The sequence below is a fragment of the Klebsiella ornithinolytica NBRC 105727 = ATCC 31898 genome, assembly GCF_001598295.1.
In the GTDB taxonomy this organism is placed as follows: domain Bacteria; phylum Pseudomonadota; class Gammaproteobacteria; order Enterobacterales; family Enterobacteriaceae; genus Klebsiella; species Klebsiella ornithinolytica.
The window spans coordinates 40,729-60,789 of record NZ_BCYR01000005.1; the positions used below are offsets into that span (position 1 = coordinate 40,729).

The window sequence follows — 20,061 nt, forward strand, 5'->3', positions numbered from 1 at the left end:
CTCTTTTAATTAAAACGCATGGCTTCCCTGACCGTTTCAGGGGTCTGGCCTGTCCAGGTCATAAACGCGCGGTAGAATGAATTAGGATCTTCAAAACCAAGCAGAAATGCGATTTCGTAACCGGATAAACTGGTGTTGCACAGATAGTGGCGTGCCAGATTTTCCCGGCAGGAATTGATGAGAGAGCGGAAATTCCCCCCCTCATTTTCAAGCCTGCGCTGCAGCGTGCGCTTACTCATCCCCAGGCGCGCTGCGGTTTTCTCAATGGTAGCGTCGTTACCCGGTAACAGCTCCAGAAGTACCGCACGCACGCGATCAGCGGTTGAAGCCGTTGCATCCAGCTGGCTGAGACGTCGTCTCAGCTCGGGCTCAAAAACCTGCCACATTCCTTCATTTAGCGTCAAAAAAGGCCGCAAAGCGTCAGCGGAGGAAAAGCTAATGGCCGGCGATTCACCATGCGCTATGGCGGTACCGAAGAATCGGGTAAAGTGGCCAGCCTGTGCTCCGGTGGGCAGCCGTGGGAGCTGGACTTTTAATGCTCTGATTGGTTCCCGTGTTGCAAGTCGCGCCAGTTGCAGTAAGAAAGCCAGTTCAGCTATCTGTAGCGACGTCGGGATGTTCGCGGATGACAACCATCGAGGTGAAACGGTCAGCATACCGTTATGATCGACTGCCGTCTCCAGTACCATTGGCGCGATGAGCTGCTTATATCTTGCCAGTCGCTGTACGGCCTGCACCATATTAGCGCTGCACAGTGCGGCGAAAAGCGGTGGATCGAATACTTCAGCCGAAACTTTTTCGACAAGAGGTAAGGGAAAAGCAGGATTACTCATTCCTGTTTCGATTGCATGCCACAAGCGAATGTATTCTTCTGCATCGAGGCCATTTTCAGCCCTGGAAAAGGTATCGTCTGGTAGCTGTGCTTTTCGCAATATATCTGGTGGCGTAAGCCCGACGTCTTTGAGCAATGTTCTCCAGCCAATATTGAGAGAAAAAGTACGGTTACGTGCCATTTTCTGGGTCCTGACGTGAATAATCTACCGGGATAGAGTTGATAGCATACCCTTGAAAACCTGAAGGCAGCATTCTGAATGCGCCATAATTGTGGCAAATTGCGCCATCATCAGTACGATAGGTTGGAAGACAAATTAAGGGCCATATGATAAGTACCTGCTTCTGGCTGCGGGTTCTGCGGGTCGATACAACGCAACTCTTAAACAAGAGGGACATGATTGTGCCTGGATCGGGGACGGTCAACCAGGCTGAAACTGACCTTGTGGCCGTATTGGGCGGGACGGGTGTCTTTTCCGAAGCCATTTGTTGCACCCTATATAAGGATAGACGACTCACTCTGTTTCTTACGAAATAGTCACCGCTGCAGGAAGGTTTTTTCGACTATCCAAGCCGTCGGCAGCGGCCGACCGGGCTTCGCCTTCTGATTTAGTTCGTACGGGAGGTCAGGCCCTTGAGAATGTGACCTCCCCCTCCAGACAGCGGTTCATACATAACGCTGTGTCATATTTTATCGCCCCGTAGCGGCTACCAGAAAATCAATCAGGGCCTTTACTCTTTTCGTTTTTCCCGCGTTTTTTGGGTAATAGAGATACACTGGCGGATAGGTTTTCCAGTAGCTCTCCATCACGGGTATAAATTGCTCCCGATCGGGCTGTAACCGCCAGATGGGTTCAAACAAGCGTCCAATCCCCAGCCCGTTGCGGATTCCGTCGGCCATAACCTCAATATCGTTGCTGATTAACTGCCCAGACATCTCGACGGTCAACTGCTCTCCGCGATCGTTCAGGATTAGCGGAAGGATGCGGTTGTTAGTGATAAAACGGTAACCGATCAGTTGATGATGACTGAGATCTGCCGGCGACTCAGGCGTCCCATGCCCGGCGAGATACGCCGAGGATGCATATAACCCTTCACGAAACGGTTTCATTAACGGCCGTGCAACTACCCCACCTTCCAGAATATCGCCAAAACGAATCCCCAGGTCAAAACGCTCTTCGATAATATTCACGGTACCGTCGAAAACCGAAATTTCCAGCTGTATACCCGGATATTGCTGACAGAACGCCGCCATTGCCGGTTTAAGAATTAACAGGTAGGCAAAACGCGAAAGCGTTATTCTCACCACACCAGAGGGCTCCTGGTTCTGGTCGCGAATGCTTTCCAGTGATTTTTCCAGCGAATCCACTGCGGCGGCGGTCTGCTCCAGCAACAGCTGTCCAGTTTCCGTCAACTCAATACGACGAGTCGTGCGCAAAAAAAGCGGATGGCCGATATGCTCTTCCAGCAACTTAAGCGCATTGCTGACGGATGGCGGCGTGATTTCAAGTTTCCTCGCGGCGGCCGAAATATTGCCTTCACGTGCAATACTCTGAAAGATGCGTATCTGATTATAAAGGGCGTTATTCATAGCACTTTCCTTAAGCATTCCCGGCATGATTATTAAGTACAGTCTAAATATGCTTAAGTCAATGACCCTCTAATCTCCCTGGAATTCGGCTTTTATACTCTAGTCTCTTTTCACAATGACCTGAGTTCAGGAGACTATGATGCGAATTTTATGTCTGGATATCCCCGCCGCTGGCGCATCGCTGGAAAAATATGCGCCACACCTTACCGCTGAAGCCTTGCACGCCTGGGGACTGTATAAATCCGGCTTCATCCGCGACATCTACTTTCGTCAGGACAGACCCGGGGTCGCTATTTTTCTTGAATGTGAGTCTGTCGATGAAGCAATGAGGATAATGGCCGAATTCCCGCTGGCAAAAGCGGGGTTATTAAGCTTCGAGTGCATTCCGCTTGGCTCCTTTATTAACTGGGAAAATCTCTTCGCCGCTGAATTTAGAAATCAAAAGTGAGATCTGATATGAAACCTGCTGATAAACCCGTGCTGTGTGTCGTTTCCAGCCATCCCATTAAAGGCGCATCTGGTGTACCGACCGGTTTCTTCCTGGCAGAGCTGACGCATCCGCTCAAAGTTCTGGAAGACGCCGGACTGAAAACGACGATCGCCCGCATTCGCGGGGGACAACCGCCGATCGATGGATTTGACCTCAGCGATCCGGTCAATGCCTGGTTCTGGAACGAAACCGATTTTCAGCAGCGCCTGGCGTCGACGCCTGCGTTATCTGAGCTGAACGGAGCCAATTACAGCGCCGTTTTCTTTGCAGGCGGGCATGGCACCATGTGGGATTTCCGCGACAGCCCGGATGCCCAGCGCATCATCCGCGAAGTGTATGAAAGTCATGGGATTGTCTCAGCCGTCTGCCACGGGCCTGCGGCACTGGTTGACGCGAAACTCAGTCGCGGGGAATACCTGGTAAAAGGGAAAAACGTAGCTGCCTTTACCAATAATTGACCGCCGCCATGAAAAGAGTGGGGGCAGAGAGGAATGCCAGCGTTGCACAAATAGCCATCGCGTGGGCTCTCGCGAAAGGTACTCTTCCACTCATTGGGGCGACTAAAGTCCATCACGTTCTGGATGCGGCTGGCGCTGCTGACATTCGCCAGCACGAAGAGGAAATCTCCTTACTGGAACAGCTTGCCGCAGAGACCGGCGTGGATACGCGCGGGGCCTGGGAAAAACCGATGGTTTAAACAACACCCAGACCGTCTGGCATGAATAACGCGCATGAACGAACTGCAGTTGAGCGATTACCACGTGGTTCACCGTGTTCATAGTGGAGGAACGCGATTTGATGCCAGAGTCGATTATTAGATTTTGCCTAAAAGTGATTGAGTCTTTACTGCTCTAAAAAAAATAATACTGTAACTCTATACTGGGCTAAATATCGATCAACACTGTTTAACCTATTGAAATGAAAAATATCCTTATTGTTTCCGGACATCCAGCGCTTATCCATTCCGTCGCCAACGCCACCATACTTGACGAGGTGGCCACCGCCCTGCCCGACGCTGAAATTCGTCGTCTGGACTGGCTCTATCCGGACGGCAAATTCAACATCGCTGCGGAGCAGGAAAGTCTGCTCAAGGCCGATGTGATTGTCTGGCAGTTCCCTTTTTCCTGGTATGGGCTCCCGGGGTTGATGAAACAGTGGCTGGACGAGGTCTTTATTCACGGCTTCGCGCATGGCTCAACGGCGAAACTGGGCGGTAAAAAGTTGCTCCTCTCCTTCACAACGGGGGCTCCACAGGAGCTGTATACCGCTGACGGTTTCTTTAGCCACACCATTGAGGAGTACCTCATTCCGTTCAAGACAACGGCAAGGCTATGCAATCTTGACATGCTGTCACCGGTTTATACCTGCGGTATCAGCTACGCCGACAGGGATGCCGAGAAAATCACCCGGCAAAAAATTCTTGCCCGGGAGCACGCTTCAAGGCTTATCGATCGGCTCAAGGTCATCCGTAAATAATCCGGAGGGAGAATAACGATGCAGTATATCCGGCTCGGTAAAAGTGACTTACGGCATCAGGTGTCCATGGCGGAAATCTCACTCGCCTGGCTGCTGACAAAAGTCACCTCCCCTGTCGTAGGGGCGACGAAAAAAGATCATGTCGACGGCGCGGTAAATGCCGTGAACCTTCAACTGAGCCCGGAGGAGATCCGGTTTCTGGAAGACACCTATCAGCCGCACGTTCTGACGGGGCTCATGGCGCAAAACGCACCACGAACGAAAGACGTTAAGCAGGTCTGGACGCGGTAGTCTTTATTCACCGTTATGAGATGCCATTCGGAGGAATAGATGATTCTCAAAACAGCGGTAGAGAGCGCCAGTCGCAATCGGGTGCCTTCCCGTCAACATCAGTTGATCGGGCATCTTAAACAGTCATTGATCGAAACGTACACATAAATTTCAGTAAAAGGATTGTCGTGAACAATAGTCTCATGCTTTTAATTTGCATGCTAATAAGCAGCCCTGTCCTGGCAAAAAATCCGGACACACCGGTGATGAATATCTTTGAGATTAGCATCAGGCCCGATCGGGACAGGCATTTTGATGAGGTTGCCAGACAAACGATTTCTGCCTCGGTTGATGATGAAGCAGGCACACTGGCGATGTACGCCCTGAAACACAGTGACAATGCGCGTCAGGCATACATGGTCGAACTCTACGAAAACGATAGTGCCTATCGCAAACATCTGGATGCCGAACCGTACAAGGCATTCGCGGCCCGCGCGCCGGATATTATTGAGCAGAAACAGAAAATCACGCTGACGCCACAGTTTCTGGGTGATAAGCGCATCGTACAGAGTGAGCGAACCATCAATAATCTGGTGGTTGTCGAGGTAAAACCTGAATTTCAGGCGGCGTTCAAAAATATCGTCTTTCCCGAAATGGTGGAATCACTCCGGGTTGAGAAGGGAGTGCTTGCCATGTATGCCGCGACAGATATGAAAAATATTCATCGCTGGTATTTCTATGAGATTTACGCCAGTGACGAAGATTATCAACTGCACAGACAAACGCCGCACTTCAAGGATTATCTCACTCAGACGGCACATATGTGCGCCAGTAAGGAAATGATTCCTGTCAAACCAGTATTTCTGCGTAACAAAGGCGAAATCAAATCAGTAGATCAGTACTTATCCATCCGTACCGTTGACCAACGCGGATGAACATTAAACGCGTGATTACAGCGGCGGCCATGTCGCGCGAGCTTTGTGATTTTACTACCGCAAACGAAATAAGAGGTGAAGCTATGATGAAAAAAATTGAGCCCTCAGTCCTTCCGGAAACTGACATTCAGTCTGTCTCACCAGCGTTGGCGCGCTTTGGCCACGAAGCGATTACAAACGGTCTCTGGAATCGCGGTACCCTTTCTCTGCGGGACCGCAGCATAGTGACTATCGCCATGCTCATTGCCCGTAACCAGTCTGACGAGCTGAAACACTATCTAGACGTTGCACTCGATAGTGGCGTTACGCCAGCTGAGGTGTCAGAGATCATTACCCATCTGGCGTTCTACGCCGGCTGGCCCAATGCGATGTCGGCAGTCAGTGTCGCCAAAGCGATTTTTGAGCGCCGTAGTGTTACGGTGGATGCCCTTCCCGAAGCCGCTCCTGTTTTGCTTCCCCTCAACCAGGAGGCAGAAAAACAGCGCTCAGAAACAGTTGAAAAACATGTGGGCCCCATATCTCCCGGTCTGGTTAAATTCACTGCTGATCCATTATTCCTGGATCTCTGGCAAAGACCTGCACTTAAGCCCCGCGACAGAAGTCTGATTACAGTCAGCGCGTTAATCGCATCCGGACAGAGCGCACAGATTGGTTATCACCTTAACAGAGCGATGGATAATGGACTTTCAGCTGAAGAAGCGGGAGAAATAGTTACCCAGGCAGCGTTCTACGCCGGCTGGCCAAACGCATTTACCGCTGCCCCCGTTGTCGGTGAGGTATTACGTCATCGCTTATCCAACAAAGGGGAAAACCGACAGGAAGGGAAAGAGTAGTGACTCCATCCATCTCTTTTGGTATCAGGCGACTTCATGCCTCTTCCCTCAGAAAAAGCACAGAGATAACCATGGTATGACACCTTAATCCGCCCGCGGAAGATTATCTCACTGTGATATCAGCAACCTCCTCCCCTGGCCCACAGCAGACAGCGCCAGGAAACATGCCGTTTTACTGGCACAAGGAGCGGACCTGCAGGAGAGACTCACGACTTAATCAGGATAAATATTGTGCGGATTGCGCCGCAAATTGCCCATCACGATCTCTTTAGGTGGTAGGGTGATATTCTGTCGTTAAATGAGGGAAGCAAATGATTGTAAGGACCTGGCACGGTTGTGTCCCGCTTAAACACGCAGAAGGTTTTGCGAATCATCTTCAGCGGACAGGCGTGGAACACGCAAGGAGTATCGAGGGGAACAGAGGCGCCTTTGTGCGCAGGGAGACTCAGGGCGACCGGGAGCACTTCTTTCTGGCGACTTACTGGCAGGATTTACCGTCGGTGAAAGCATTTGCTGGAGAAAACTATCAGGTCGCAGTTACTTATCCAGATGACGAAGAATTTGAGCTCCTTTCCGACCCCTACGTCTTTCAGCATGTTGTAGAAGCTATTTCACCGCTTTAACGCCATTTCCGGGGCCCCCTTATCGGTCACCCGGAATGGTCGTAACCTTGCAAAAATTCTCCTTCTCAGCGTTCGCTTCTGGCACAAGCTGACAGGTAATGACCGGAGGAGTATCACTTAACCGTGAGCAGGTCGGCATAGCGCGTGGTGTATCTCGGCGAAAGCATTTCCCGTTTCATCCGCCACTGCGGCTGGATACCCTGTCCGGCGAAATAAAGCGTTTCGCGCCCCTCTTTCGCATTCAGACGATCCAACACCTCCATCAGCTTCTGGCTGTTGTGTCGCGGCGCATTTTCATCGAACAGGTTAAGCTGCGCCACCCCCTGACTATAAAAGTCACCCAGCATAACCCCCCCTTTCTGATACCGCTGACCATCTTTCCAGATGGCATCCAGGCAGCGCATCGCCGCGCCGATAATATCCCGACTGTCCTGGGTGGGGGTCAGCAGCTTTACCGATGCGCTGTTGCTGTAATACGGCTCGTTGTGCGCAAATGGCGAGGTTTTAACAAACGCGGAGATAAAGCGGCAATATTGATGCTCGCTACGCAGTTTCTCCGCAGCCCGTGTGGCATAGCTGCAAATAGCCTGCCGCATCTCCTCATATTCCACGATGTAGTGGCTGAAGGACCGGGAGCAGATAATCTCCTGTTTGATCGGAGCAAATTCTTCCAGTTCAAGACATGGCTCGCCGCGGAGTTCACGCACGGTTCTCTCCAGCACAACGTTGAAATGCTTTCTGATAAACCGAATATCGGTGTCTGCCAGCTGCAGGACGGTCCTGATGCCCAGCCCTTCCAGTTTTTTCGCAATCCGCCGACCTACGCCCCAGACGTCACCGACATTTAATGCCGCCATGAGCCTCCGCTGACGCGCAATATTTGACAGATCGACCACCCCTCCGGTCTGCCGTTGCCATTTTTTGGCCGCATAGTTCGCCAGTTTGGCCAGGGTTTTGGTCTGAGCGATCCCCACCCCAACCGTCAGATGCGTACGTTGCAAAACCGTGGCTCTGATTTCGCGCCCAAACTCCGTCAGATCGCGACAGTTGCGCACGCCGGTGAGGTCACAAAAAATCTCATCAATAGAGTATATTTCGCAGCGGGGAGACATCTCCTCGATCGTGGTCATCACCCGATTGGACATATCCGCATAGAGTTCATAGTTGCTACTGAAGCAAACCACCCGGTGACGCCTGAAGAGATCCTTCAGTTTGAAGTACGGTTCACCGGTTTTCACCAGCGATTGCGCTTCGGCAGAACGCGCAATAACGCATCCGTCGTTATTGGATAACACCACCACGGGCCGCCCCTTCAGGTCCGGGCGAAAAACGGTTTCACACGAGGCATAAAACGAATTCACATCGCATAGCGCAAACATGATCAGCTCACAGACTTCACGATGTAGGTCACCACCCCGAAAATATCCAGGCGATCTTCGCTGCCAATCACAATCGGGGAATAGGCGCTGTTTTCAGGCTTAAGCATCGCAACGGGATGCAGTTGCAGGCGCTTAACGGTAAATTCGCCATCGACCGCGGCAATAACGATATGGCCATGCTCAGCCTTACGGGAGCTATCCACCACCAGCAAATCCCCTTCGCCAATTCCGGCGTCGATCATTGAATCGCCGGTGGATTTCACAAAATAGGTCGCGCTCGGGTGCTGAATCATCAGTTCATTCAGATCAATACGCCGCTCGACATAATCCTGTGCCGGACTCGGAAAGCCGCATGGCACAAGATCGCTGAACAAAGGCAACGCCACGATCTGGCGTAGGTCGGCAGGTGTGAAAAACCGCATGATAATCACCATCAAAATACTGTATGCGCATACAGTATTATCGATCGATGAAAGAAATCAAGGGCTGCCTGCGTGCTAACGGAGTACTGGCGGCGTATCCCTCTGATTTCATGACGACTCTTTGTGCTTATAAGGCAAGGCTCTGGTCTGCAGGGCAAGGCAGCGAGAAAAGGCGGACGATAAAGCAAAAGCTACGGTCACCGACCGGCACGATAAGAGATATCACTCGCCAGATGCCCACCACAAACACGAGCGCTGGCAGAAGAAGTGACCAGAAAATTGGCAAAGAGTAAGTCGCATCTCTGGAAATTTGCGCCGATTGGGAGGAGGATAGTCTCTGTGCAACCGACCGTTATGGGCCATCGCTATCCCCACCATACCGGCGATGTATCCGACATACTGAACTGGAGATTCTTATGTATTACACGTTAGGAGATACCACCCTCCACTTTTATCGCTATCAGTGCCGATTCTACGTCGCCCATTGGGACGGCGGTAATGTCATGAGCGATAAGTTCAAGCAGTTCATTGAGTTGATTACCGAAAAAACGGGTATTGATTCAAAGCGCGTCGAAGCCGTTGCGCGGGACTACTTCAATAACGTGGATTGACGCCGGTCGGAATCCGCACAGGTTTTTATTTCTCATTCGGGCACAGCAGTCCGGTGAGCGTTTATGGATGAACAGCCCGTCGTTACCCGCTCACGGAGGGCTGTCACGCGCGATCCGCGCGCGTATTGTGCTAAACAGGCCTCTTCAGCAGGTCTCTCGCGAGACCTGCTGCCTCATGTTTCACTAAAGCTCCCGCCACGCCGCCCGCTTGCTATTTCCAGTGAGTTATTAATCAGATATCGCCTGCTACCGGCCTCTTTTTCCTGCTTATCTGCCTCACAGGCCAACCGCAGCGTATCCGATGTTTTTGAGCGAAAAATCCATTATCAATAACCATATAATGCTACGCCATCGCGGCATGATTGGCACAAAATCTCGCACTAACGGCATAAACAGAATTAAAAAAACTTTTTTCACATTCCATTAAAATATTTAGTTAGGATTTTTCTTAATCCTGGAGTAGATTCGCTTTCATAAAAGCAAGAATATCCATGAACTTCTCGGGGACTAAACCACATGGCAAACTTATTCTTTTTAGTATTAGCTATAGTACTGCTTCTGGTTGCTGTTTTTTCTCTCGTTTCCTATATCAAGGACAGAAAAAAGCAGCAGTTTACGTTCAAAAAAAGGCGTTAATAACAAACCACCACTGGAGAGGCACGCATCGGTGAACTTTCTAAAATGAATTTATCTTAATGTTCGATAGTCTGACATGGCCCGTTTAACGCGAGATCGCGTCAAAAGGTTGACGTCGCTTTAAACGCACAGGTCATGAGTTTTAGCCATATTACGCATAAGCAAATCCAATTAATAATATTGCATTAATAAGATTTTAATTTCTCGTGGGTTACTCAAGATGGTGATTCGACGGCCTTATCAACATCGAAGGACGATTGATACTGACAGGTCGTGCCGCGAAATTAAAATGCTGTTTGCCCTCTCGGTGGTCTGCTGCTGGCCACCCGAGTTCATCCGCCGGTGTCATCCCTCCGCATCCTTCTCCCACAAATCGTCTGCGAACGTCAGGTCATCTCATACTCGGTGCCATCAGGACAATGGTTCCTCTCGCCAGCCATCGAAATCCGTTGATTCTCATCGCTATCCCGCAATAAAAAGTAACAATTAAGCCCCTACCCTGAATAATTTCGCTCGAGTAATATCACTCTGCCAAATAATTTGATTTGTTATATTACATAAATATTACAATCGTTAAATTTTATTGTTTTTTATTGTATTTAACCATTAAGGATGACGGGAAGGATGGAACTGCCAGACCTGCTAAGCCAGATCTTTGACCGTGTACGGCGCGATTTGGATTTTTCTTTATTTTTATCAGCATTACAACAAAATAATGTCGCGTATTACATCTACTACCTTCCTACTGGAAATATTAAATTCGTAACAAATACAGATGCGGTTGTATCTATGAAAAGCAACCGGGATCTGTTGATCGTGAGTACCAAAATCAATCTTGCCAAAATAAAATTAGCGGCAAAAAAGCATTTCGCCGGGGAGTCCGGCTACGATGAGTTTTGCATCGCTCTGGCTGGCTCTGGCGTGTTCAAATGGGTCACCGATCTGAATGATAAAAAACGCCGCTACTGGTCGGTCGATAACATTCTTTTGTATGTCGACGATATCACCTGCCCGGAGAATGCGCTGTAGACGTTGAGTGAACTCCTGCACGCCCACAAAAATGCGATAACCAAAGATACTTGCAGCCCCTGTCAGTACGCCTGCAGGGGTACAGTGAGCGGCCATTTTCCGCTTCAGTCCGCGAAATCATCGCCGCATACGCCACAGAACCAGGAGCGTCTTTGAGCTTCCCGCCCGACGGGAGAGGCTCTGTCGGATTAAGGGAAGGGAGATGCCCTCCGGCGGCGGGATAGCAAAACAGCGCGGCCAAATTCACTCAGGTCGCTCTGACCTTACCGCAGCGTGGTCAGCCTGAAATGATGCGATTAATCTGTCGATTCTCTCTCCTTTATCATGAGAAAGAACATGGTACTCGCGACACCATCCGCGACGTCATAGAGCCCCCTTTTTTCAGGCTCCGGCGCGATCAATTCTCCCCCGCTGCATCGAGCGGAGTGGGCTCCGACATATTTATCACCGATGCTATTTCACACTCTGACATCATTGTTACCCGCAGTAATAACCTTCCGTACTGTCTTTACCCATATTGACTAAATAATACTATCGACGCATAAAGATCATGAAATACAGATAATTTCCGCTGTGCCTTTATTTATTAAAACAGCGCTATCTCTCTCTTCAACGCCTCTGCGCCGACTAGCGGCAGCGATTTTCGTTTAAAATAAAACAAAACAAACTATTACAATGCGCTAATTCATTGTTAAATAGGATTTTTCTTAGCAAAGTAAGACTGTATCTCATTTTTGCCACAGCGCTTGCAAAGATAATGGTAGTGAAATATCTTAGCTGCAATGCATGAATAAAAGAAAATTTATAAAAAATATAACATTATCATATTTTGCCCTGACGATTAACTGTGAACACTAAATGACTAGAATCTTACTTAATATAAAAAATATTTACTTCCGCTTTGCCATAATGAAATTAATTGAAGATCTCATCATTGAGCATGAAAACATTACTTATGATTTCAACTACAATATAAAAAACATCAGCACTGCCGATATCATCTTTACAGAGATGGTGGTGGGCGAATTTTCTTTATGTCATGACACGCTGAATAACAGAAGCGACGCCGCCAGAATTTTCATCATTCACTCCCAAAAGGGCCCTGTGGTAAAAAATCCACTCCCCAACTGCATTAAAGGATCTGTATTTATCTACGAAAAAGATTTACCTGGCAATATCAAAAAGACCATGGCAAAAGCACTGGATGTCAGCAGCATAAAAACTACGAATGAATCAGCATCATGCGGCCTCAGGAGATGTCTTGACTGCCAGTGCAATTCGGTCACCGCGATACAGTTAAAGATTCTCTATGCCACCAGCATTGGATTAAATACTTCCGATATTGCCAATAAATTAAGCATGAACTATAAAACGGTGTTTTCACACAAACGGAATGTAATGACTAAATTTAATCTTGCCAACAAACAGGAACTGCAAAAATTTGCTAATCTGTTTGGCCAAAAAAAGAAGTAAATCAAACCGTTACCTGCCTCTGCATTAAGAAAGGTTGACTCAGAAATGCATCGGCCTTTTACATTATGTTAATAAGAATATACGGACCACAGGGTGATAATCAAAAGAAAACAGACGATAAAGATTAAAATAACAGCGACCATACAAAGTATTCCGTAACGGGCAACAATTAGACTGCGTTGACTTTATTATACAACCATCGAATATTCAAGAACGCAGCATGATTTTCAGTCCACGGATTAAAAACGCAAGAAAAATCTTAAGTCACGATCGTCGATCGGTTTACCTTTTCGGCCACCGCACCTGCAGCGTATTCCTTAATGCCGGCTAAATAAAGTCATAGTTTTTGGGGCGCGATCACCATATTCCCTGCGCTACGCTAAATGAGCCCTCCGTGCGCTGGCATTTATACTGCGGCCGCGACAAGGATAAAGACGGGCCTGCGCAAAAAGGAAGTTATCCCCCTCTGACATAACGTCAGAACGGACTATCGTAGCCAATAATATTGCCAAAAAATCAGGGCGCGGATAACCGCGCCCTGATGAAATGGTGCTGAGGTAAGCGTTATGGGTGCTTCTCGATATACATCGTACGGCTATAGGCAACATCTTCCGGGTTATTAATCGGATACCCTTTTAGCCACGGCTTAATCAGACGCCCGTTGGTATACTGATAGATCGGGGCAACAGGCGCTTTGCTCATGATGATTTTTTCCGCCGCATTGTAATCATCATTACGCGCTTTATCCGAGGTTTCCTGTGCCGCCTGGCTCAGAATCTTGTCATAGGCCGGGTCGTTGAAACGGGAAATATTCCCGCTGTGGGTCGAGGTCAGCAGCGACAGGAAAGTGGAAGGTTCGTTATAATCCCCTACCCACGAAGCGCGAATCACATCAAAGTTACCGGTGTTGCGGCTATCGATATAGGTTTTCCACTCCTGATTCTGCAGCTTCACATCCACGCCGAGATTTTTCTTCCACATCGAAGCAACCGCAATCGCGATTTTCTGGTGGTTTTCTGAAGTGTTATACAGCAGCGTCAGCTGCAGCGGACGACCGGGACCGTAGCCTGCCGCCTGCAATAGCGCTTTGGCCTGAGCGTTCAGCTCGGCCTGACTCATGCTTTCCATCTGCGACGGCTGCGGTACAAACCCGGCGGTCACGTCCGGCGTAAAATGCCAGGCCGGTTTTTCGCCGGTTCCCAGTACCTTCTCCGCCATCAGACGACGGTCGATAGTCATGCTCAGCGCCAGACGCACGCGCTCATCGGCGGTCGGACCTTTCTGAGTATTAAAGGCGTAGTAATAGGTTCCCAGCTGCGGCGGCGTATACACCTGGCCCGGAATATCCTTCAGCAATTTCTGATACAGATTCTTCGGGAAAGACTCGGTGATATCAATATCGCCGGCCAGATAGCGTTTCGTTGCCGAGGACTCCTGATTGATCGGAACAAACGTCACCTGCTGAATAACCGTTTTCGCATTATCCCAATAGTGGCTGTTCGGCACGACCACCAGTTTCTCGTTAACGACGCGATCTTTTAAAACGTAAGCGCCGTTGCCGATAAGATTGCCCGGACGCGTCCAGTTAGCACCGCTCTCTACGTTAGCTTTCTGTACCGGATAAAAGGCGAAGCTGGCCGTCAGGTTACTGAACCACGGCAGCGGTTTATCCAGCTGCACGCGCAGGGTACGCGCATCAACGGCGGTGACGCCCAGCGTCTGCGGCGCCGCTTTACCATCGATAATATTTTGCGCGTTGCTGATCCCCGCCAGCGCGGCGAACCAGGCAAAAGGCGAGGTGGTTTTCGGGTCAACCAGACGCTGCCAGCTATAGACAAAGTCCTCTGCGGTCACCGGTGAGCCATCGGACCAGCGCGCGTTATCGCGCAGCGTAAATGTCCAGACGCGGTTATCATTACTCTGCCAGCGGGTCGCCACGCCTGGGATAATATTGCCTTTCGCGTCCTGGTTGACTAAACCTTCAAAAAGATCGCGAATCACCTGAATTTCCGGCAGACCAACGGCTTTGGCGGGATCTAATGATGCGGGTTCATCTTTAATATGCCGTACCAGCAGCTGCTTTTCGGCTAATACGGTTCCCTGGGGGACATCCGCTGCCCAGGCAAGAGAAGAAACGCTGGCTAACCACAGCGCGCCGCATGTCAATGTGACAGGATACTTCATGAGATCCCCTTTAAAATAAAAGAACCAGAGCTGGCAGAGCGGTAATTATTTGTTTCATCACCTGAAATTGCAAACGGCTTGTGATAGAAAATTGACATGTCCACTGATTTAGCCGCCCCAGGAAACTATTTGATTCCGGGAGGCTTTTACACAACACTGCAGAAAATAACCTGCTAACAGGATGCCCTATGCCCGTTTCCCGTCCTCGCCCCCTGCGCGGCGCCTTTCCGCCCGGTACGCAGCGCTATGGTCAGTCACATCTTGGCGCGCCGCTGCTCTGGTTCCCCGCCCCGCTGGCGGACAGCCGCAGCGGCCTGATTCTTGCCGGTACCCACGGCGATGAAAACTCATCGATCGTGACGCTCTCCTGTGCGCTGCGTACCCTGAAACCGGAATTACGCCGCCATCACGTCGTGCTGGCGGTGAATCCCGATGGCTGTCAGCTGGGACTACGGGCCAACGCCCGCGGCGTCGATCTGAACCGCAACTTCCCCGCGGCAAACTGGAAAGAAGGGGAAACGGTGTATCGCTGGAATAGCGCGGCAGAACAGCGCGATGTGGTACTGCTGACCGGCGAAAAACCCGGTTCAGAACCGGAAACCCAGGCACTGTGCCAGCTGATCCATCAGATCCACCCGGCGTGGGTTGTCTCCTTCCACGATCCGCTGGCCTGCATTGAAGATCCCGGCCACAGCGAGCTGGGACAGTGGCTGGCCGACGCGTTTGCCCTGCCGCTGGTCGGCAGCGTCGGTTACGAAACCCCCGGCTCTTTTGGCAGCTGGTGTGCCGATATCGGCCTGCCCTGCATCACCGCCGAGTTTCCGCCCATCTCAGCCGACGAAGCGACGGAAAAGCATCTGTCGGCAATGATGGATCTACTGCGCTGGCACGCTCAGAGATGAAGCACCCCGGTGCTGAAATGCAGCGCCGGCTCAACATCTACCGCCAGCCAGGTCGGGCCATCCAGATCGGCGAAACGCGCCAGCGGCACCAGCGGGAGCGCCGCTGAAATGGCCCGCGACGTGCAGAGCATGCAGCCCAGCATACGTTCAAACCCCAGCTCCCCGGCCTCCTGCGCCAGAAACAGCGCTTCGGTCAAGCCACCGGTTTTATCCAGCTTAATATTCACCATCTCATAACGCCCGCGCAGCTGCGGCAGGCTATCGCGGGTGTGGCAGCTCTCGTCGGCACAGATGGGCAGCGGGTGAATAAAATTTTCCAGCGCGTCGTCGGCGTCCGCTGGAAGCGGCTGTTCGAGCATGGCCACACCGATGTCCGCCAGCAGCTGACAGCGCGCCGCCAGGCCATCGCTGGACCAGGATTCATTGGCATCCACTATCAGCGTCGCCTCTGGCACCACGTTGCGAATGGCAATCAGCCGTTCGCTGATCAGATGATTATCCAGTTTCACCTTCAGTAGCCGGGCCCCCTTCTCCCACAGCGCGGCGGCGCTGGCCGCCATCTGTTCAGGGGTTCCGATCACGACCGTCTGCGCCGTCACCACCCGATTGGGGAGTCCGATACCCAGCAGTTGAGGAATCGTTTTCCCGACGCGACGGGCCTGCAGATCCCACAGCGCACAATCTACGGCGTTGCGCGCGGCCCCTGCCGGCAGCAGATGCTGGAGCTGTTCGCGGGTCATGCCGCTTTCCAGCTGCTCGCCAATGGTGAGGATCTGCGCCATGACCGACGCGAGGCTCTCACCATAGCGCGGGTACGGCGTGCACTCTCCAACGCCTTTTACGCCGTCCTCTTCAATTTCCACCACCACCACCTTCGCCTCGCTGCGACTGCCGCGGGCAATCACAAAGGGCGTATGTAACGGCCAGGCTTCTTCGTACACTCGCAGGTTTCGCATTCCCAGGTTCCTCCAGGGGAAACATTAAATAGGATTTGCCGTGCCGATAACGGATGTCATACACTACCCGTGACGTTAACTATATGTAAACAGGAAGATAAACATGTCACAAACCGTGCATTTCCAGGGCAACCCCGTTTCTGTTCAGGGCACCATTCCGCAGGCTGGCGCTACCGCGCAGCCGTTTACGCTGGTCGCCAAAGATCTCTCTGACGTCGCGCTGAGCCAGTTCGCCGGCAAACGTAAAGTACTGAATATTTTCCCGAGCATCGATACCGGCGTTTGCGCGGCATCGGTTCGTAAATTTAACCAACTGGCCTCCGAGCTGGATAACACCGTTGTGCTGTGCATCTCTGCCGACCTGCCGTTCGCCCAGTCTCGCTTCTGCGGCGCGGAAGGCCTGAACAATGTCGTCACCCTGTCCACGCTGCGCGCTCCGCAGTTCCTGGCCGATTACGGTGTCGCCATTGCAGCCGGTCCGCTGGCCGGTCTGGCCGCGCGTGCGGTGGTCGTTATTGATGAAAATGACCAGGTTGTTTACAGCCAGCTGGTGAACGAAATCACCGAAGAGCCGGACTACGATGCGGCCCTGGCTTCGCTGAAAGGCTAAGACCACAAGCTATCCCGGAAAATGGCGTCACCGCCGGCCTTCCGGCTACGTTAAGCCTCCGTTCTGCGGAGGCTTGTTTATTTCTGCGGCGCATAGCGCGAAATCAAACGCGCAATCATCGGGCCGGTCAGCAAAATGGTAAACAGACGCAGCGTCTGCATCGCCATAATAAACGACATATCCGCCCGCGTACCTGCGGCAATAATCGCCACCGTATCCAGCCCGCCGGGGCTTGTCGCCAGATAAGCGGTCATAAAATCGAGCGGCAGCACCTGGGTCACCCCCAGCGCCAGCAGCGCACAAACCACAATCAGGCCGATAATGGAGGCGATAATCTGCGGCAGCGTTTTCAGGGCCAGCAGGAAGATCTCTTTATTAAACTTTAGTCCAACGCTCCAGCCAATGGCGGCATATGCCAGCGCCAGCAGCCATTCAGGCAGCTCAAGCATCCACCAGCCCTCTCCCTGCACCACCGCGCCCGCCAGCATCGGGAATAGCATCGCACCGGACGGGAAACGCATTCTCAGCCCCAGCCATCCCGCGACCATCGTCAGCAGCAGCGTCCACGGCAGCTGCCACGTCAATGGTGGAAACCAGACGATCTGCTGGGTCATCGCCTGCGCATCGCCGCCCAGGGCAAAACGCACCACCAGCGCCGCCGCGCCCGCGACAAACAGCACCCGCAGATACTGCATCAGGGCCACCAGCCGCACATCGGCGCCATACTCCTGCGCCATCACCACCATAGCCGACGCTCCGCCAGGCGAACTGCCCCACGCACCGGTCGCGCCGGGGAGCGCGCTATAGCGCACCAGCAGCCACCCCGTCAGCGCGCTGACGGCAAGCGTGGAGAAGAGGATAAGCAGCACCAGCGGCCAGTGCCCGATGAGGACGCTAAAAACAGAGGGGGTTAAGGTGCGGGCAATCATGCAGCCGATAATGGCCTGAGCGGCAATAAAAAACGGCCGCGGAACGCGAATGCTCGCCCCGCGCAGACTCAACGTTATCCCGGCGATCATCGGCCCCAGCAGCAATGCCGCAGGCAGGTGCAGCCCGAACAGAACCCCGGAGAGTCCGGCAGAGAGTCCCAGCAGTTTCATCCACTGAAGCAGATGACCCGGCGAAGTTGACATCCGTATTCCTGGAAAAAGATGAAGAAAACTGAGTATATACAGAAGCGGGCGAAAGGTTGAAGCCTCTATGGCGTCAGATTGTCACCGGCCGCCTGAGCCGCCGGTGACAGCGCCTACTCTTCGCCTTTCTTCTGGCTCAGACCGTATTCACGCAGCTTGTTGGCGATCGCGGTATGCGATACGCCGAGGCGCTTCGCCAGCTTACGGGTGCTCGGGAAGCTGCGATAAAGCTGGGTCAGCACCGAGCGTTCAAAGCGACGGGTAATGTCATCCAGCGACCCTTCCATCGCCTCTTCGCCAACCGGTAGCGAGGCCACATCGTGATCCGGCAACAGAATATCCTGCGGACGCATCTCATAGCCTTCGAGCTGGGTCAGCGCGCGGTAAACCGCGTTCTTCAGCTGGCGAACGTTGCCAGGCCAGCTATAGCGGGTCAACACCGTGCTGAGGTCGGCGGAAAGCTTCGGTCGCGGGATCCCCTGTTCGTCGGCAAACCGGGAAACAAACAGCTCCGTCAGCGGAATGATATCCTGCGGACAGTCGCGCAGCGGCGGCAGGTAGAGGGTGAGCACGTTGAGGCGGTAGTAGAGATCCTCGCGGAATAATCCCTTCTGCACCAGCTCCACCAGATTTTTCTGCGTCGCGCAGATGACCCGCACGTCGACGTGAACTTCGTGATCTTCCCCGACGCGCCGGAAGGTGCCGTCATTAAGAAAACGCAGTAGCTTGGTCTGCATACGCGGCGACATTTCGCCGATTTCATCCAGCAGGACCGAACCGCCGTTCGCCTGCTCAAAGAAGCCTTTTTTGCCTTGAATAGCGTCGCCAAACAGCTCGCTTTCCACCGCATCTTCCGGGATGGAGCCACAGTTCAGCGCCAGATAGGGTTTGTTTGCCCGCGGGCTGGCCAGATGGCAGGCGTGGGCGAGTAAATCTTTGCCGGTTCCGGTATCGCCGACGATCAGCAGCGGCGCGCTGAGCATCGCCAGCTTACGAGCCTGTTCGACGACATGGCGCATTTTCGGGCCGACGGCGAGGATTTGACTGAAGGCACTGGTGTCCTGCGTCGTCATGGTTTGCAGCTGACGCCCCATACGAACGGTGGAACGCAGCATCGCCACCGCACCGGTCAGGACCCGTTCGCCGTGTTCGCCTTCAAGGTAGACCGGGGTGATTTCCAACACGAAGTTCTGGCCGTTAACCACCACATGCTCGCTATGCGACTCCTGCGGGCTGCTCTCCAGCCAGCGCTGGACGTTAAAATCGGTAATTAACTGAGCGACCGGATGATTGCGCAGCCGCTCCGGGCTCTGCGCAAACAGCTGGCAGCTGGCGGGGTTCGCCAGTTCAACCTTGCCTTTGGTGTCCAGCGACAGCACCGGCTCCGGCATCGCCACCAGCAGCGCGCTGAGCGCCAGGTGTTCACGTTCCGACGGCATCCACGGCACGGTACGCACGTCGGTGACGCCGGCAATCCGGCGGATTTCCGCCATCAGGCTGCTGAAGCTGGCAAACTCCAGCTCGGCAAAATTAAGATAAATTCGGCCAATGGGATCAATGTCGATGCCGCGCAGATCGATACCGCGGAGCACCAGCAAATCAAGCAATTCACGAGTCAGACCAAGACGGTCTTCACAAAAGACTTCAAGACGCATGGGAGTATTCACCCTAAAAAGG

At 52.3% G+C, this 20,061-nt stretch carries 19 protein-coding genes and 4 pseudogenes; 15 read left to right on the plus strand and 8 right to left on the minus strand.

From position 1 onward, the window contains the following. Positions 1-5 precede the first annotated feature (5 nt). Positions 6-1,013 (minus strand): AraC family transcriptional regulator, encoded by a 1,008-nt coding sequence (locus ROR01S_RS11750; protein ID WP_032717311.1) that lies wholly within the window; start codon positions 1,011-1,013, stop codon positions 6-8. A 221-nt stretch (positions 1,014-1,234) separates the two neighbouring features. Here ROR01S_RS11750 and ROR01S_RS27530 point away from each other — a divergent pair. Then, a pseudogene (locus ROR01S_RS27530) lies at positions 1,235-1,444 on the plus strand (LysR family transcriptional regulator); the annotation flags it as partial. Between the two features lie 78 nt (positions 1,445-1,522). Here ROR01S_RS27530 and ROR01S_RS11755 read toward each other — a convergent pair. Then, positions 1,523-2,422, minus strand: a complete 900-nt coding sequence (locus tag ROR01S_RS11755) for a LysR family transcriptional regulator (RefSeq protein WP_015584536.1) — start codon at positions 2,420-2,422, stop codon at positions 1,523-1,525. Between the two features lie 139 nt (positions 2,423-2,561). On the opposite strand from ROR01S_RS11755, the gene ROR01S_RS11760 reads away from it, so the two are divergent. The 8 genes and pseudogenes from ROR01S_RS11760 to ROR01S_RS11795 all read left to right on the plus strand — a co-directional run bounded on the left by ROR01S_RS11760 (position 2,562) and on the right by ROR01S_RS11795 (position 7,049). Further along, a complete protein-coding gene (locus ROR01S_RS11760; protein WP_015584537.1) occupies positions 2,562-2,870 on the plus strand; it encodes a hypothetical protein in 309 nt (102 codons plus the stop codon). Positions 2,871-2,878: 8 nt separating this feature from the next. Continuing rightward, a pseudogene (locus ROR01S_RS11765) lies at positions 2,879-3,364 on the plus strand (type 1 glutamine amidotransferase domain-containing protein); the annotation flags it as partial. A 2-nt stretch (positions 3,365-3,366) separates the two neighbouring features. Continuing rightward, positions 3,367-3,609: pseudogene (locus ROR01S_RS11770) on the plus strand (aldo/keto reductase); the annotation flags it as partial. 221 nt (positions 3,610-3,830) lie between these two features. Beyond that, the gene (locus tag ROR01S_RS11775) at positions 3,831-4,388 is read left to right on the plus strand and encodes an NAD(P)H-dependent oxidoreductase (RefSeq protein WP_015584540.1); all 558 of its coding nucleotides are present in this window, start codon (positions 3,831-3,833) and stop codon (positions 4,386-4,388) included. A gap of 51 nt (positions 4,389-4,439) precedes the next feature. After that, positions 4,440-4,679, plus strand: a pseudogene (locus tag ROR01S_RS11780) (aldo/keto reductase); the annotation flags it as partial. A 197-nt stretch (positions 4,680-4,876) separates the two neighbouring features. Continuing rightward, a complete protein-coding gene (locus ROR01S_RS11785) occupies positions 4,877-5,593 on the plus strand; it encodes an antibiotic biosynthesis monooxygenase (RefSeq protein WP_044023541.1) in 717 nt (238 codons plus the stop codon). A gap of 2 nt (positions 5,594-5,595) precedes the next feature. Further along, complete coding sequence (locus ROR01S_RS11790; RefSeq protein WP_048024568.1) at positions 5,596-6,426, plus strand: carboxymuconolactone decarboxylase family protein; 831 nt, start codon at positions 5,596-5,598, stop codon at positions 6,424-6,426. Between the two features lie 311 nt (positions 6,427-6,737). Then, positions 6,738-7,049, plus strand: a complete 312-nt coding sequence (locus ROR01S_RS11795; RefSeq protein ID WP_015584544.1) for a hypothetical protein — start codon at positions 6,738-6,740, stop codon at positions 7,047-7,049. A gap of 113 nt (positions 7,050-7,162) precedes the next feature. On the opposite strand, the gene ROR01S_RS11800 is transcribed toward ROR01S_RS11795, so the two are convergent. Both ROR01S_RS11800 and ROR01S_RS11805 read right to left on the minus strand, forming a co-directional pair. Continuing rightward, positions 7,163-8,428 carry a Y-family DNA polymerase gene (locus tag ROR01S_RS11800; protein ID WP_032717305.1) on the minus strand — a complete coding sequence of 422 codons (1,266 nt, stop codon included), beginning with the start codon at positions 8,426-8,428 and terminating at the stop codon, positions 7,163-7,165. 2 nt (positions 8,429-8,430) lie between these two features. Next, complete coding sequence (locus ROR01S_RS11805; RefSeq protein WP_064359512.1) at positions 8,431-8,850, minus strand: translesion error-prone DNA polymerase V autoproteolytic subunit; 420 nt, start codon at positions 8,848-8,850, stop codon at positions 8,431-8,433. A 416-nt stretch (positions 8,851-9,266) separates the two neighbouring features. Here ROR01S_RS11805 and ROR01S_RS11815 point away from each other — a divergent pair, with 416 nt between their 5' ends. From ROR01S_RS11815 to ROR01S_RS11825, 4 genes are all read left to right on the plus strand, one after another. Beyond that, the gene (locus ROR01S_RS11815; RefSeq protein WP_015584548.1) at positions 9,267-9,461 is read left to right on the plus strand and encodes a hypothetical protein; all 195 of its coding nucleotides are present in this window, start codon (positions 9,267-9,269) and stop codon (positions 9,459-9,461) included. 516 nt (positions 9,462-9,977) lie between these two features. Continuing rightward, on the plus strand, positions 9,978-10,097 hold the full coding sequence (locus tag ROR01S_RS27060) for a small membrane protein (protein WP_137056547.1): 120 nt from the start codon (positions 9,978-9,980) through the stop codon (positions 10,095-10,097). Between the two features lie 624 nt (positions 10,098-10,721). Beyond that, positions 10,722-11,126 (plus strand): DUF1398 domain-containing protein, encoded by a 405-nt coding sequence (locus ROR01S_RS11820; protein ID WP_015584549.1) that lies wholly within the window; start codon positions 10,722-10,724, stop codon positions 11,124-11,126. A gap of 858 nt (positions 11,127-11,984) precedes the next feature. After that, positions 11,985-12,599: a helix-turn-helix transcriptional regulator gene (locus ROR01S_RS11825; protein ID WP_048757143.1), complete on the plus strand. Its 615-nt coding sequence runs from the start codon at positions 11,985-11,987 to the stop codon at positions 12,597-12,599. Positions 12,600-13,163: 564 nt separating this feature from the next. Here the strand turns inward: ROR01S_RS11825 and ROR01S_RS11830 are convergent. Next, on the minus strand, positions 13,164-14,783 hold the full coding sequence (locus tag ROR01S_RS11830; RefSeq protein WP_004861189.1) for a peptide ABC transporter substrate-binding protein: 1,620 nt from the start codon (positions 14,781-14,783) through the stop codon (positions 13,164-13,166). Positions 14,784-14,971: 188 nt separating this feature from the next. On the opposite strand from ROR01S_RS11830, the gene mpaA reads away from it, so the two are divergent. After that, positions 14,972-15,685, plus strand: coding sequence for a murein tripeptide amidase MpaA (gene mpaA, locus ROR01S_RS11835; RefSeq protein WP_015584551.1), 714 nt, complete (start codon positions 14,972-14,974; stop codon positions 15,683-15,685). On the opposite strand, the gene ycjG is transcribed toward mpaA, so the two are convergent. After that, positions 15,676-16,641 (minus strand): L-Ala-D/L-Glu epimerase, encoded by a 966-nt coding sequence (gene ycjG / locus ROR01S_RS11840; RefSeq protein ID WP_004861183.1) that lies wholly within the window; start codon positions 16,639-16,641, stop codon positions 15,676-15,678. The genes mpaA and ycjG overlap by 10 nt on opposite strands. 103 nt (positions 16,642-16,744) lie before the next feature. On the opposite strand from ycjG, the gene tpx reads away from it, so the two are divergent. Beyond that, positions 16,745-17,251 (plus strand): thiol peroxidase, encoded by a 507-nt coding sequence (gene tpx / locus ROR01S_RS11845; RefSeq protein ID WP_004861181.1) that lies wholly within the window; start codon positions 16,745-16,747, stop codon positions 17,249-17,251. Between the two features lie 77 nt (positions 17,252-17,328). Here tpx and ROR01S_RS11850 read toward each other — a convergent pair whose 3' ends face one another. Next, positions 17,329-18,384, minus strand: a complete 1,056-nt coding sequence (locus tag ROR01S_RS11850) for an AbrB family transcriptional regulator (RefSeq protein ID WP_004861179.1) — start codon at positions 18,382-18,384, stop codon at positions 17,329-17,331. 113 nt (positions 18,385-18,497) lie between these two features. Further along, a complete protein-coding gene (gene tyrR, locus ROR01S_RS11855) occupies positions 18,498-20,039 on the minus strand; it encodes a transcriptional regulator TyrR (RefSeq protein ID WP_004861176.1) in 1,542 nt (513 codons plus the stop codon). Positions 20,040-20,061 lie beyond the last annotated feature (22 nt).